Origin of the sequence: Limnobacter sp. SAORIC-690 (assembly GCF_002954425.1) — a bacterium.
Classification (GTDB): Bacteria; Pseudomonadota; Gammaproteobacteria; order Burkholderiales; family Burkholderiaceae_B; genus Limnobacter; species Limnobacter profundi.
Window position 1 is genome coordinate 456,244 of record NZ_MQVZ01000001.1, and the last position, 14,278, is coordinate 470,521.

Here is a 14,278-nt window from a genome sequence, read left to right on the forward strand (position 1 = left end):
GAGCCTGAAGGTTTCGCCTTCACCCTTCGCGGTTACCCCATTTTGATCCAGCTGGCTTTGATCGATTTGCCCGCCGCGATCACCTTCACCTGATTGCCTTCGGCATACAGTTCAATGCCCTCGCTGGCGACTGATACTACTTTGGCTTGCCCGGCATTCACGATCACGGTTGCAGTGGCATAGCTGCCATCGAGTGCACTGGTGCTGACGGTGTAGTGACCATCCGATTTGGCAGCAAACAGCACGGCGGGCAAACCCACCCCGGCATAAACCTGAGCCGACCCTGTATTCACTTGTTCGGCCTGCACCGTATTGGCTACAGCTGAATTGGCCTTTAAGTTATTCACTTCCAGGTCTGCAATTCGCGCCATTTCAGCTTCAAGCCGTTGCGAATAAACTGAATTTGCACGCAACTGCTGCGCTGTGAAATTGCTGACCTTCAACTCAACTGCATTCACGGTCAGCAGCGAACCGTCTGCCGACTCGCTGAAGTTTTTCGCCCAGCGCGAATTGATGTTGTTGATCAAATCTGAATTGTTTTTCACCTGTCCATCCAGCGTGAACAAGGCGTCATCCAGCCGCTCAATTGCAACTGAATTGGTTTGAATGGCCACAGCATTCTCGGCAATTTTCTGAATGTTCAAATCAATTGCAGTCTGCATGCCGTCCATGCGTTTGCTGGCATCAGTTCTCCAGCTTTCAAGCGATGTAATGCGAGTGTCGTGTTGATTGATTTGCTCATCGATCACTGTGATTCGCTGGCCTTGATCTGCGACCGTTTTGTCGAGTACTTTGACCTGCTTGCTTAACTGGCCAACACCCATGGCTGCCATGGCACCCAAGGCGCTGTAGTCCACCGACATCATGCCGTCAGCGCGAGTGGCCACCGCCTCAGGAAACAGGCTCTGAATTTCTTGCGCAATCACACCAATGCGACGCCCCAGATTGGGGTTGGCCAGGTATTCATAACTGTAAGTTTGCAGTTGTTCAAGCCGGCTTAAAACAGAACCCGAATCTTGCGCCTGAATATTGGTTTTAAGCCTTCGATCGGAACTGACATTGAAGGCTGTGGCTTGCATGTAACCACTTGCGATGACATCGCCATTGCCTGCTACGCGGAATACAGGATTGAAAGAATCGTCAGCGTTGAGTCGACCCACTTGAAACTCATCGGCACTTAGCTCACCAAACGTCCCAACGTTGTCTCCTATCGCGACTCGCAAGATTGATTGATCAAAAGCTGGATTGAAGCGATGAATGAACAATCTGTCGGTGGACTCTGAGTCTGGCCCAAATTTCAACAATTGACCGGTAGAAATTTGAGCCCCACCCGTTGCATGAAGCGTGGATGAAAAATTGGATACACCCGCGACATGAAAAATGGTGTTGGAGATAGTGTCGTTGCGCGAGGTTGTGCCGATTACAACTTGATCATCAGTCGAAGAAACCACACCGTCTTTTCCGACACCTAATGCACCTAATACGAGCGTATTCGATGTAGTGACTCGAGCAAAAGCGCCCAGTGCAGACGCATAGTTCAAATTGTTCAGCAAAACATCGGTCGAAGTTCCGATACCCATGTTGTAGCTACCAGTAGCATTACCAAACAGCGCGTTTTTACCCAAGGCCAGGTTTGCATTGCCCGTTGTGTTGGAGTACAGGGTATTAAAACCCACAGAAGTATTGTCTAGCCCCGTGGTACTGCCAAACATTGAGAAGGTACCCAAGGCCGTGTTATTCAAGCCCGTGGTGTTGTTCTGCAAGGCGTTGCGCCCCAGAGCCGAGTTGTTGTACCCGGTGGTATTGAAAATAAGGCTGTTGTAACCCAAGGCACTGTTGTTGTAACCGGTGCTGTTGGTGAGCAAGGCATTGCGGCCTACTGCAATGTTGTAATAACCCGTGGTGTTGTTGTACAAGGCACCACGACCCATTGCTGCATTGGAATGGCCTGTCGTGTTCTCGAACAAGGCATTGTCGCCCACCGCTGTATTTTCATTGCCAGTGGTGTTTTTAAGCATGGCGTTAACACCCACGGCTACGTTGCTGGAGCCTGTGGTGTTTGCTTGTAAAGTATTAAAACCCATTGCCACATTTCGCTCGCCCAAAGTGTTACTCAACATCGCGTTGACACCCATAGCGCTGTTAAGATCACCGCCAGTATTGGCAAGCAGAGCATTCACACCAAACGCACTGTTCTGAAAACCATCTGTGTTGTTCAACAATGCATTTGCACCCACTGCGGTGTTGCGGTACCCGGTAGTTGTATTTCGTTGCGAGTTGTAGCCAATTGCAATGTTTTGATAACCAGTGGTGTTGTTGTACAAGGCATCTGGACCAACGGCTACGTTTTGATAACCAGCGGAGTTGGTGTACAAGGCATTGTCGCCCACCGCCACGTTTTGATAACCCGTGGTATTGGAAAACAAGGAATTTGTACCCAGCGCATTGTTTTGTGTGCCGCTGCTGTTACTGAAAAGCGCATTCACCCCAAGCGCATTGTTGCGGTTGCCGGTGGTGTTGGCATTCAGTGCATTTACGCCTACACCGGTGTTGTCATAGCCTGTGGTGGTGTTCACCATGGCGTACACACCGATTGCCGTGTTTGCATAACCTGTGGTGTTGCGGTTTAAACTGTAAGTGCCTACTGCAGTATTGTTTGAACCTGTGCTGTTCAGGGTGAGTGCATTGAAGCCTACACCCGTGTTGAAAATACCTTCGGTATTTATTGCACTGGGCGACAAACTGGTCAGGACTCCCTCGCCAATTGCGATATTGCCTGCACGGGGATCTGCATCCAGTGCGTTTACACCCAGGGCCAAACTGCTTTGCGGGTAGGCAGCGTCCACCGTGCTTGCGAAGGTGAGCGCCGCATCAATATTGGCCTTGTTGACAGGCGCGATTTGTTCACCGTTCACATACAGGCTTTGAACATCGACCCGTCCGGTGAACACTGCAGATTGATCGGCTTTCAGCGTAAGCACTGTGTTATAGGTTTGGTCGCCTACTCCGCCAGAATTGCCTTCACCAACGCGGAATACCAAACCGTCCTCTGCACCACCTGCATCAATTGAAGTTTTCCGCCCACGGGTGTAGATGCGAAGATGATCCCAGCCTGCATCATCTACCGAGGACATCACACGCAAATCACGCAATTGCGTGTAGTTGGTTGCATCGCCCGTGTTCAGAAATACATTGCCCGATGCACGCAACCCGCCAGTCACCTGAAGTTTATTGCCGCTGCCATCATCGCCAGTTGCACCCATCACAATGTTATCGATGGTGCGGCCCAGCACGACCGTGTTGGAAGTGGTTACCAAGGTTTCAGCACCAATTGCCGTGGCATGTGTAAGCTGGACGGTGGTGCCAGGCATGGCGTAAGCACCCAGGAATGTGTTTAAACTGCCGGTTGTATTGGCGTTGGTGGTACTGTCTGAAAACGTGGCATACCCTGCATAGCGACCCAAGGCCGTGTTGTATTGGCCGGTGGTGTTGCCAAGCAAAGCCGCAGCCCCGACGGCGGTGTTTCGGTCACCTGAAGTATTGTTCGCAAGAGAGTAGTCACCCAAAGCAGTGTTGAGCGCACCTGTGGTGTTGGCCTGCAAGCTGCGCTCTCCCAAAGCGGCGTTGGAAAAGCCGGTGGTGTTGGCCTGCAAACTGCGCACGCCCACCGCATTATTGCCATAGCCGGTGGTGTTGGCATACAAAGCGGCTTGACCCACTGCCACGTTTGAGACGCCCGTTGTGTTGAGTGCCAATGCACTCTGCCCCAAGGCACTGTTGTAATCGCCGGTGGTATTACTCAACAAACTCAAAGAGCCAACTGCGGTGTTGTCGCGACCGGTGGTGTTGGCGAACAATGCCTGAGCGCCTAGCGCTGTGTTTTGATAACCTGTGGTGTTGTAGAACAACGCTGCCTGCCCTACTACCGTATTCATATAACCGGTGATGTTGCTGTACATGGCAGCTTGGCCAATTGCAGTATTCTCCTCTCCAGAGGTATTACTGAACATGGCAATTTGACCTAAAGCTGTATTTTTATCGCCAGTGGTCATGCTGTAAGCAACGCCGTCACCCACTGCTGTGTTGTTACTACCCGTTGTATTCCCAAACAAAGCACCATAGCCCACGCCTGTATTTTTGTTTCCAACGGTGTTGTTGAAAAGTGCAATGTTGCCAACTGCAATGTTTTTGAAGCCTGATGTATTTTGATTCAACGCATTAATACCAATAGCTGTATTGGCCCCGCCACCGGATGCAGCACCGGCCATTGCACCAACGCCGATGATTACATTGGGTTCATCTATACCACCTGAAGAGTCGCTCAATAACAAACGAGTTGCGGAAACAGTACCACTTGCAATGACATCGCCATTGCCTGCAACCCGAAACACGGGTGTATAGGTAAGCTGGTCATCCTCCAATCGACCAATCTGAAACTCATCGGCCTGCGGATGCCCGAATGTGTTTGGATTATCCCCAATGACCACACGCATTACGGTTTGATCGTCTGCGAGATTGGATCGATAAATGAACTGTGAATCCGAGTTCTCGAAATCTCCACCGAAGCGCAGTTTCTGATCTGTAGGAACTAATACGCCACCCTGAAAATTGACAGCACCGCTAAAAGTTGCATTTGCAGCGTACAAATCGCCATTCAAATTTACATTGCCCTCCACGTACAACTTGGTGTTTGGAAAGGTATCGTTGCGCACCGTTGAGCCGATGACAATTTGGTCATCGATTGTAGAATAGGTTGAGTTTTTATTAACACCCAAAGCGCCAAGCACCACGGTATCGGAAGTGCCCACGCGCGAATCAGCACCAATCGCACTGGCGTAATTCAAAGCGCCACTCAACACATTGGCTTGATAACCCAGCGCCGAATTTCGATTCCCGCTCACATTGCCCAACAGGGAGTTGGCACCAACCGAAGAGTTCTCGGCACCTGTGGTGTTGAAGTACAAGCCATAGGCTCCTACGGATGCGTTGTAGTAACCTGTTGTGTTGAGGTAAATGGATGCCTGCCCCACACCGGCGTTTTGATGTCCCTCGGTGTTGTAATGCAAGGCAGCCTGGCCCACCATGGCATTTCGATAACCCGTGGTGTTGTAGTACATGGCACCGCGGCCTAATGCCACGTTCCGATAACCAGTAGTGTTATTGTGCAGTGATGCGACCCCTAGCGATGTATTACCACTGCCCGTGGTGTTCATTCGCATGGCATCGTAACCAATCGCGGTGTTTGCCGTGCCTGTGGTATTCGACAACATCGACTGCGAACCCATCGCGGTGTTGTGATAACCTGTGGTGTTGGAATACAGGCTTTTGTAACCCACAGCGGTGTTTTCATCACCATAATCGTTGCTGTACAAAGCTTGATATCCAACACCCGTATTCCAGGTTCCGGATTCGCTGCCATAACCAAGCGTGCTCATTCTTCCCAATACGTCCATGCCTATAGCCACATTGCCCGCACTTTTCAGACCTGCCAGGGCGCCGGTTCCCAGCCCAAGATTGGGTTCGGCATAGAAGGTGGAGCCTGTATCGCTTGCATACTGAAAGGCCAATGTGGCAGGCACCCCCGCTTGGCTAATCGAAGCAACATCAATATTTCCATTGAACATTGCACCTGCAAATGTGGGCGTGCTGGTGGTGGCAATGTCTTGCGGCAAACTGAGCACCACATCGCCATTCATGGCACTTGCAATCACTTGGTTGTTGGTGCCGGTAATACTGAGTACACCTGTGTTGGAAATGGTGATACTGCCAGCACCGTTGAGAACACCAATTCCATCGCCTGCGCTGATTGCGCCCAAAGCAAAACCCGCGCCGGTACCAATCAGCAAACTACCCCGCGCAGCGGCACTTGAATCAACGCCGGTGCCACCAAATGCAGCGCCCAACACACCGCTGTTCACATTGCTTGCATTCAGGTCGGTTAAAGCTGCGCCATTGCCAATAAAACTGTTGGCTGTAACGCTGCTGGTGAATGTGGCAGCGCTTCCAGACAAGGCACCCGTGATGGTTGCACTTGCAGCTTGAAAATCAGCCACAGTGACTTTACCAGTGGTGTAAGCAATTGCACCTGCACCGTTGGCTGCGGAATCGTCATTGAATTTGCTGGCATCCACAGGCTGCCAGGCACCACCCACGTAGCTGTACAATTTGTTGGTTTCCAGCACCAGGCGAATGTCACCTTCCTCACCTGGCATCGCGGTTAATTCGGCATAGGTACCCACAGCACTTTTAAACTGTTTGGACGATGTTTGCGAAGGTGCAGTCACCTGCACATAATCGTCGCCCAAGCCCCTGCGATTGGCGAGAATATAGGCGCAACTCGTTTCCATGCTGCCGTTCAACCCAGGCGACACCACGGCATACACCAACGGATTTGCCACACCCTGCCCAGCCAGAAAACTGCTGTTGGATGTGGAAGCGCTGTTGTCCCACGCACAGTAACCCAGAGGCCTGCCAGCACCATCTCGCTGAGGCAGATTCACCGATGAGGGAACCGAGCCCATGTCCACCGGGTAACCACTTACCACGCCACCCATTTCACTGGCCCGTAATACACCGTTGAATTCGGCCACATAACCTTGCATGCCTTGGCTTACTTGAGCCACAGTATTTTTCAGGGTGAACTGGCGAATCAGCTGCGTTGCGGTAAAGGCGGCCGCAGAATCGCCTGAACGACCCACGGCAGGCGAAATAGCAGCAGCGCCCAAACCAAGTGCTACCAAGTAGGGCAAGGCATGCTTTACGGCCAAAACAATTGGTTTCGGTTTAAAACTGACCGGGTTTACTTTGGACTTGTTCTTTTTCATGTGAACCTCTAGTTCAAAACCGCAAACACAAGTTCATCACCATTGGCGATGATTGAACCGTCGTACTGACGAAGCAAACGTTCTCGGGTGGCGGCTGCGCCACCGCTTAGTCGCGGTATTAATCGAAGCCGTATGCCGCCAGCCTCGGTGTGCTCATACACCCACTCCTCAAAATCGGGTGGGCTGACTGGCAATGGAATTCCGTCTGGCATCAAGGCGAGAGACAAAGGCCCATTCGGCGTGGGGCAGGCCACAGCTGAAATAACTGCGGCATGGCCTGCTGTAGCTGGAGCTGGATAAGCGTGGCGCGTGTTGAATTGACCATGATCCCCATCGGGATACACTGCTGCGCACAACATGATTTTTCCTTTGATGACTTCAAGTTGCACAGCAACCTCATTGACTGTGTCTTGAACCGATTGCCCCTGTTGGGTATTGGTGCTCAAACGTGCATAGGCAGCACCCACAATGGCCAGCAAACCAATGCCGTACAAAATGTAGGAAGCGATGAATCCGCTTTGTTGCTGAAAGGATTTCCTGTTCACGATTTTTTTAACCTCGGTTTCTTGCACGGATTTCGGTGCATACCGGGTTAACGGGTGAATACATACAAGCCCACATCCCTTGCTTTGGTGAAACGTGACGAAAAAAAAGCCCGCTGTTGCGGGCTTGGTGAAGTTGCAGCGATTTAATTTTCCTGAATCACCTTGAAGTAAACATACTTGGTGTCGCTGGTGGCTATACAACCCTCAGGCCAACCCGCTACGCCAGTTACCGAAGAAATACCGCCATCGGTTGTACCGGTAGTCCACACCGACAAAGCGGTGCTCGCAGCTGGAATGGTTGATGCACCGTAAAGCAGGGTATTCACACGACCGCAAACGTCTTGCCTGAGTCCAGGCAGTATTACCATGGGGTCGGCTGCACCGGTTGCCAAGGCATTTCCAACTGTCACTTTATTGATGTACCAGTGACCCGCTGAATTGGCCGTAGGCGACTTGATTGTCGTGTCCTCCCCATTGGCAAAGGCTGTGGTGGGCATGATTTGTGGGGAAGCATATCGAGCGGTGGGATCGAATAGCCCCTGGTTGGCGGTGTTCGAAAAATCAAGTGTCGATTGAACAGCCGACGAACCAAAATCACTCGAGTACCTGGCCACACCGTCGCGCAAATCACTGGCCTGCTTCAAAATTACAGACGCATTGACTTTCGCCTGCTCCACGTCGGTTTGTGAAGTTGGGCTTCGGTTGGCCAGTGCAAAACCACCCAGCACTGCTGTCATCAGGGCAATGCCGAACAGCAAGGCCGCCTGAATAAAACCCGCCTGGTTTTGCTTTCGCAAAAAGGCCGCGGGATTGGAAATAGACTTCATGACGTTCTCCTTAATTACCTGTGTTGCTCAAGCCTTGTTGACTTCACTTAGTTAACCCAACTCCACCTTGGCTTGCCTGCGGGCTTGCTCAAGTTCAGCGTTGAATTTCTCTAAAGCAAGGGCTTGAACAATGTCTTGCTTCAATTCTTCCAAAGTGGGTTTTTTCAGTTGTTTGGTGTCTTCAATCTTCAGCACCAAAAGGCCGTTGCGCAAACGAAGTACCTCACTGAATTCACCCTTTTTCATTTTCGACACCACGCGCCCCAGGTTATAGGGCATTGCCTGAGCCACGGCATAACCGTCACCCTGCTCCACCAGTGGCTTTAACTGATCAAGCGCGTCCTTGTCCCCCTTCTTTAATTTCTCCAGGGTTTGTTGCACATCGTTTTGATCATTGCTCAGGTAGTAACTGACTTTCCACTGCTGAAAATTTTGGTCTAGCACGTTGGCATCGTAGTAAGCTTTCACATCATCATCGCTTACGGCTTTGCGTAACTCTTCCATTCGTTTGGTGGTGTACAGGGTAGAAAGTACCTCTCGCTCTGCCGCACGAAGGGCTGCTTTGGCCTCGTCCACATACATCTCGCGACCCCGCTCTGCAGCCACCACTTTGTTGATGTAGCGGTCAATGACAATGGCCCGGTCCACACCCGATTGCAGCATGCCACCCAATTCCATTTCAGTAATTTTCATGCCATTGATGCTGGCTACTTGACGGTCTGATTGCCCTGAAGAATCACCTGCCGCAAATGCGCTGGCCACAGGCGAAACACTTGGACTGGAAGGGCCCTGAAAAGCAATCCAACCCGCCCAGGACACCAAACCCACCAGGCCTAAAGCTGCTACCCCTAGGGTTAATCTTTGTTTGGCAAATGGTATGCCCACTTTGTTGTCCGATTCATTCATCGCCCTGCCCCCTCAATTTAACTTCCACTTTCTCGGTCATCCCTTTCACAGTTGCCAACGAAGCCTGCCCCGCGCAACCCGCCAGACAAATTTCCTCGGCATGCCACACCACATCTTTCGAAATACCCTGAATACTGTTCAATACGTACATGAACTCGGCGTATTTAGAAGGGTCAGCAATATCAATCTTGATACTGTCGCGATTGGCAACCACCCGAACGTCAGGGCTCAACCTGGCCAACACACGAGCATAATCTTCGTAAACCACCTTACCCACCGGCACACGTTTCAAGGTGAATTCAGGCAGCTCCTGACTTTTCCGTTCAATCTCAGTGGTGCGCAAGAAGTCGTTGACTGAAAAGGCGGCTAGAATCACCATGACCACAGCACACATCATCGCGAACACAGGTGCCAATCCCATTAAGCGACTGGCCTCGGTTATCCACAAAGTACTGTTGTTTTTTAAATCCAGTTTCACTTGACTGACTCCTTCTTGCCTTGTTTACGTACACTAAGCAGCCCTTCCATATCCCTTAGATCGGTGACCACATCGCGCCCCAGGGAATCCAGGTAGTCTTGACTCACCCAACTGGGCAGGATCAATTCAAAAGACTCATCGTCCTCCCCCTTCATGCTGTATTTCTCGATCCACCCCCCCGATCGCACCACGGTTGCAGATACTTTTTGTATTCTGGAAATTTGGCGTGCAAGGGGTTGCTGCACGCTGAGCTTGATCAAGGTGGCGTTCAAATCGTTTTCAACAGCTTGGGCATTCAGCCCCCTTGCAGCCTGGCTGTTGGTGTATGCACTTGCTGCCTGCGCTCCCAAAAACACCATGGATGCTGAAATCAACACGCCAATTGATCCTTTCATCATCAAGGAACTGAAACGTTCAGTAATACCTTGAATGGCCTGGGGAATGCTGGTGAGCGGCTTGCCGCCTTTGTGTTCAATTTCGACAATTTGCAGATCAAGTCCGATCAGATAATCTTTCAGTACATCCTGGTCGTTGCACAACACACGTACGCTACCGCCTTCGATGATCAAGGCAACGGAATAGTCAGCACCGTGCATCAGGTAAATTGCATCGCCCACATGCAGGGGGCCATCGGGCAACACGTCTACAAAAGGCAAATTAAAACCTGGCGCTGAACTAAGCCACGCACTTTCAATGGCGAAGTAGTACACATGGCCCGCACGTTCAGCAAGGTACGCGTGCAGGCGGTTGGTGCCCAATATAGCGTAGGCCTGGTTCATGACCACTTTCTGTGCACTGCCTGTACCCACAGGCAAACGCCCTGCAATCAGGTTGGAGTAAATGCTTTTTAGATTGATTGCGTCCACGGCTTAGGCTCCCGACAACACGACTTCGTTTTGCAAATACACCACGGCCAGGCTGAACAACACCGCAATACCCGAGTACGCAAGAGAGGCAACAAATGCGATGACTGCAAATTTGCGCGCGGCGCTGTTGGCTTTGTCATCCCGGGTTTGTGAAATTGAGGCCAGGCATTCGGCCAGTTGTGCCTGGTCTTTGTGCGCGCGAATCAACAAGCGTTCGCTGCTGTCCAGCAAGGGGTGATTGAAAGCCACAGCAGGCTGCTCTCCAATTTCACTGCGATCGGTGATGGTTTGCCAGAACAGGGATACCGTGGGTGTAATGGTGCCTTTTCGCGCAATTTGCACCGCATTCAAAAAAGCCACGCCACCTGTTAACAAGGAGCCCAATACCCTGGTTGTTGCAGCAATGCCGGAGCAAATCAGCAGCTCACCAATCACGGGTACTTTCTCAAGGATTCCGAATGCTTGCGTGCGGGTTTTTTGATCGGGCGACAACACCAGCATGGTGAAATAAATCAGGATCAGAAAAAAGACAAATGAGAAAACCAGCAAACCATTGTTCACCCATTCAGCCAAGGCAAGAGAGCTGTTGTATTGCGCAACCTTGGCGGGGTCTTCGCTCATCAATGGTGTTGCTTTCAATTGCTCAATCAAACCAAAACGCATGCCGATTACCGTAGACACCGCCATGATCAAATCCAGTGCAGTCCAGGTGACGGCACCAAACATCAGCTTCAGTGTTGCTGAGCCCTTCTCATAAAAACTCACCGCTGTTTCAAGGGCCTCACTCAACTGGCCAGCCGCCTCGCCTGCGCTTAACACTGCGAGTGTGGAATCATCAAACCAGTTCAACAGCTCCACTGCCGCCACAAAACCAAAACCCTGGCGCAATGCATTCAAAGCCTGGTTCAAAATCAAACGCGGCTCGCCCAGCTCACCCAGTATTACCTGCTCCAGCGACTTCTCGGGCGACAAACCCGAGCGCACATTGAATGCAAGCGCCTGCAGAAATTTTTGTTTGTAACTTCGACTTACCTTCGAACCAAACAGGCGAGACAACCTGCCTTTGGCTTGCAGTTCAATCACATCCAGCACCACACCGCCACGGTCAATGACTTGCTGAATTGCCTCACGCTTTCTGGATGCGGTAATCACCAATTGGTGGCGAAAATAACCGCTCAAGCGATCGTCAGGCCGGGCGGTTGCATCCAGCATTTGTGGAGCAAGGTAATCCACACGAAAATTTGAAATTGACATGCTCAGTCCCCCGCCACACCAAGTATCTGAAGAACGCTAGGCCAGTCGACCATGCCTTGGTCCAAAAGGGTTTGCAGGGTTTGAAGCCGGCTGGTGTAGTCAACGCCGTTCTGTTCGCATAAATCAACGGGAAGCTCCAGGTTGTGGCTTTTGAAAGCCTTTACGAAACGGCCCCGCATGGTTTCCTCGGCTGGCACATGCATGGTTTCATGCGCAGCAACCCGACCTGAATACCCCAGGCCAGCGCAGCGAGTGCAACCCACCTTGTGACGCAAACCAGCGCGTGGTTGAATTAAACCACCGGTGAGCCGAAACGCCTGTGACTGAAAGTGTTCAAGCATTTCACCCTGTACGGGTTTGGCACAAGAACACAGGCGGCGTACCAAACGCTGATGGATCACCACACGCAGAAAATGTGCAAGCAAAAATTCAGAATCGGCACGGTGGGCGGGGTCGATCATGGACAAGAAACGTTCACTGACCTGCAACACGCTGTTGGCGTGAATGGTGGAAATCACCAGGTGACCACTTTCGGCAAAAGCCAAGGCAGCGCGGGCTGAGTCTGCATCACGCACCTCACCAAAAATAAGAATGTCCGGGTCTTGGCGAAGTATCGAGCGCTCAAGCTCAATGGCCTTTTGCTTGACCAAGGCCTGCAATTGAATTTGTTTGGCAAAAGGCAAAATGTATTCGACCGGATCCTCCACGGTGATCACATTCATGGCGTCCCGCCGAAAGCCACACGCCACTGTGTATTGCGTGGTGCTTTTGCCCGAGCCCGTCGCGCCGGAAATAAACACCAGCCCCCCGGTTTTGCCGGTTTGGTTGGTGATGCTTTTGATCAACTCGGTCATTTTGGGTTGACCGGGAAACAGGGCACCCAAGCTCGGCAACAGCGAGGCGTCCAATGCACGGAGCACCACCGATTCGCCATCCACCAAGGGTTGCGTGGAAATTCGAAAATCCACCACGCGGCCTTCGTGCTCAACAGTCAGGCGACCATCCTGGGCTGTGCGGCTATTGGATGCATCCATGCCCGCTTCAATCTTGATACGGGCCACCAGCGATTGCATCAACAATTCGGGCAGCAAATGGGTTTGCCGCATCACCGAATCCACCCGGTACGCAATCCAGGCATCGGGATCACCCTTGCGGCTCAGGTGGATGTCGCTCGCGCGAAGCGACAAGGCCTCTTTCAACACGGCGTACACCAGGCTGCGCAATCGCCCGGCCTCCAGCCCTTCATGCCGAAGTACTGTGATCAGACCATTGACCGACCCGGATTGCTCGATGCGCAGCAGCAAGTCACACACCTCTTGGCGGCTGGATGGCAAGAACTTCAGTGCAGAAACAGGAGCACGCAGAATTTGGCGAATTCGATCCTGCTGTGCCGCTTTCAAGGGCTGCGCACAACGCAAGGTAAGCACCCCCTTTGAGAACTCGGTGGGCACACACACAAATCGACGACAAAACTCCAATGGCAAAATGGTTTGCAAGGTGAAATGATCGCCAATGACATTGGAGTCTTCCTGGGAACCGGAGTCGACCAAGTCATCCAGATTCAGAAATCGTGAGCGCAAGGCGAGGCTGCCCAACTCGGCAGTCCGACCCTCTCCACGCAAGTGTGTGTGTTGTTGGCGAAGCAAATTAAGCTGATGGTCATCCAGCCCGGCTTGTACCAAATCTGCTTCAAGTGATTTCATTCGGATTGTTTCCTTCAGTTGGGAAAGCCAGTGCCAAAACCAGGTTGATTGTTGCCACCCAGATTGCCACCAAAACCACCATTGCCACCACCAAACCCGGAGCCAAAGTTGCCACCTTGCTGCCCCCCCAAAGTGCCTGAAGGCGAGAATGTTTGTGTTCGCAGCACGGGCACCAAATGATCAAACTGATCGGTTTCCACTTTCAGCAACTGTGAATCGCTGGGCACTTGCGGCAGCCCACCTGCGCTCGACTCAAGCGCGCCATAAAACACATTGACCCAGGTCCCGTTTTCACTTAACCAATCAACTGTGATGTCTTGCCCGTTGACCGCGGCCCGCAAAGGGTAGCCGCTGACATTTTCTGTCTTGCCCACTCGCAACCGAAGTGCACCCGACGAACGCGACACCGGACGAGGAACCACCACAGCAGGGGGAGGTTCGCCACGGCCATTGCCAGCCTGTTGAGCGGCAGCAGGCTGGCTGACTTGCTGGGGCGTGAAATCGTTTTCAACCCGGCGCATCACAATTGCACCCTGAAAATAGGCGGTTACCTGCATATTGCTGAACAGGTTGATGAGGGGCACCGGCAATACCGGGGAGTTCAAGGCTTGTTGACGAATGTTCAAATCTTCTTGCGTAATTCGTCGCTCGGCCTGCCGGCGCAACTCGGCAGCATCGCCGGTGGCTGCTGGTTCTGCCGGGCGCTGCGTGGCTCCAGCAGAATCTGGCCCACTTGCCGCAGGGGCACCCTGCAACATGGCAGGGCGAATCAAGGGATTGGCAATGGTTTGCTGCGATAACACACCACCCGACCATCCAGCGCAGGTACTGGCCAGGCAATAAGTAACAAGGTGTTTTTGGAAGGCATGCATGAA

General features: G+C 52.1%; 9 protein-coding genes. All 9 read right to left on the reverse strand.

Annotation, left to right across the window (positions count from 1 at the left end):
* Positions 1-32 precede the first annotated feature (32 nt).
* Entirely contained in the window at positions 33-6,824 is a 6,792-nt protein-coding gene (locus BSZ31_RS02050) for a tail fiber domain-containing protein (RefSeq protein WP_105027329.1), read from the reverse strand.
* Between the two features lie 8 nt (positions 6,825-6,832).
* A complete protein-coding gene (locus tag BSZ31_RS02055) occupies positions 6,833-7,369 on the reverse strand; it encodes a hypothetical protein (RefSeq protein ID WP_146106557.1) in 537 nt (178 codons plus the stop codon).
* A 143-nt stretch (positions 7,370-7,512) separates the two neighbouring features.
* Entirely contained in the window at positions 7,513-8,196 is a 684-nt protein-coding gene (locus BSZ31_RS02060) for a hypothetical protein (protein ID WP_105027331.1), read from the reverse strand.
* A 51-nt stretch (positions 8,197-8,247) separates the two neighbouring features.
* Positions 8,248-9,102 carry a peptidyl-prolyl cis-trans isomerase gene (locus tag BSZ31_RS02065; RefSeq protein WP_105027332.1) on the reverse strand — a complete coding sequence of 285 codons (855 nt, stop codon included), beginning with the start codon at positions 9,100-9,102 and terminating at the stop codon, positions 8,248-8,250.
* Positions 9,095-9,580: a hypothetical protein gene (locus tag BSZ31_RS02070; RefSeq protein ID WP_105027333.1), complete on the reverse strand. Its 486-nt coding sequence runs from the start codon at positions 9,578-9,580 to the stop codon at positions 9,095-9,097. The genes BSZ31_RS02065 and BSZ31_RS02070 overlap by 8 nt, the downstream gene beginning before the upstream one ends.
* Positions 9,577-10,446 carry a hypothetical protein gene (locus BSZ31_RS02075; RefSeq protein ID WP_105027334.1) on the reverse strand — a complete coding sequence of 290 codons (870 nt, stop codon included), beginning with the start codon at positions 10,444-10,446 and terminating at the stop codon, positions 9,577-9,579. Before BSZ31_RS02075 ends, BSZ31_RS02070 begins: the two co-directional genes overlap by 4 nt.
* Before the next feature lie 3 nt (positions 10,447-10,449).
* A complete protein-coding gene (locus BSZ31_RS02080; protein WP_105027335.1) occupies positions 10,450-11,700 on the reverse strand; it encodes a type II secretion system F family protein in 1,251 nt (416 codons plus the stop codon).
* Between the two features lie 2 nt (positions 11,701-11,702).
* Positions 11,703-13,403, reverse strand: coding sequence for a GspE/PulE family protein (locus BSZ31_RS02085; RefSeq protein ID WP_105027336.1), 1,701 nt, complete (start codon positions 13,401-13,403; stop codon positions 11,703-11,705).
* A 14-nt stretch (positions 13,404-13,417) separates the two neighbouring features.
* Complete coding sequence (locus BSZ31_RS16985) at positions 13,418-14,275, reverse strand: hypothetical protein (RefSeq protein WP_206018525.1); 858 nt, start codon at positions 14,273-14,275, stop codon at positions 13,418-13,420.
* Between the last annotated feature and the right edge of the window lie 3 nt (positions 14,276-14,278).

Coding starts and splice junctions, on each gene's coding strand:
- BSZ31_RS02050 (WP_105027329.1), bottom strand. CDS start 6,824: ATGAAAAAGAACAAGTCCAAAGTAAACCCGGTCAGTTTTAAACCGAAA.
- BSZ31_RS02060 (WP_105027331.1), bottom strand. CDS start 8,196: ATGAAGTCTATTTCCAATCCCGCGGCCTTTTTGCGAAAGCAAAACCAG.
- BSZ31_RS02065 (WP_105027332.1), bottom strand. CDS start 9,102: ATGAATGAATCGGACAACAAAGTGGGCATACCATTTGCCAAACAAAGA.
- BSZ31_RS02080 (WP_105027335.1), bottom strand. CDS start 11,700: ATGTCAATTTCAAATTTTCGTGTGGATTACCTTGCTCCACAAATGCTG.
- BSZ31_RS02085 (WP_105027336.1), bottom strand. CDS start 13,403: ATGAAATCACTTGAAGCAGATTTGGTACAAGCCGGGCTGGATGACCAT.
- BSZ31_RS16985 (WP_206018525.1), bottom strand. CDS start 14,275: ATGCATGCCTTCCAAAAACACCTTGTTACTTATTGCCTGGCCAGTACC.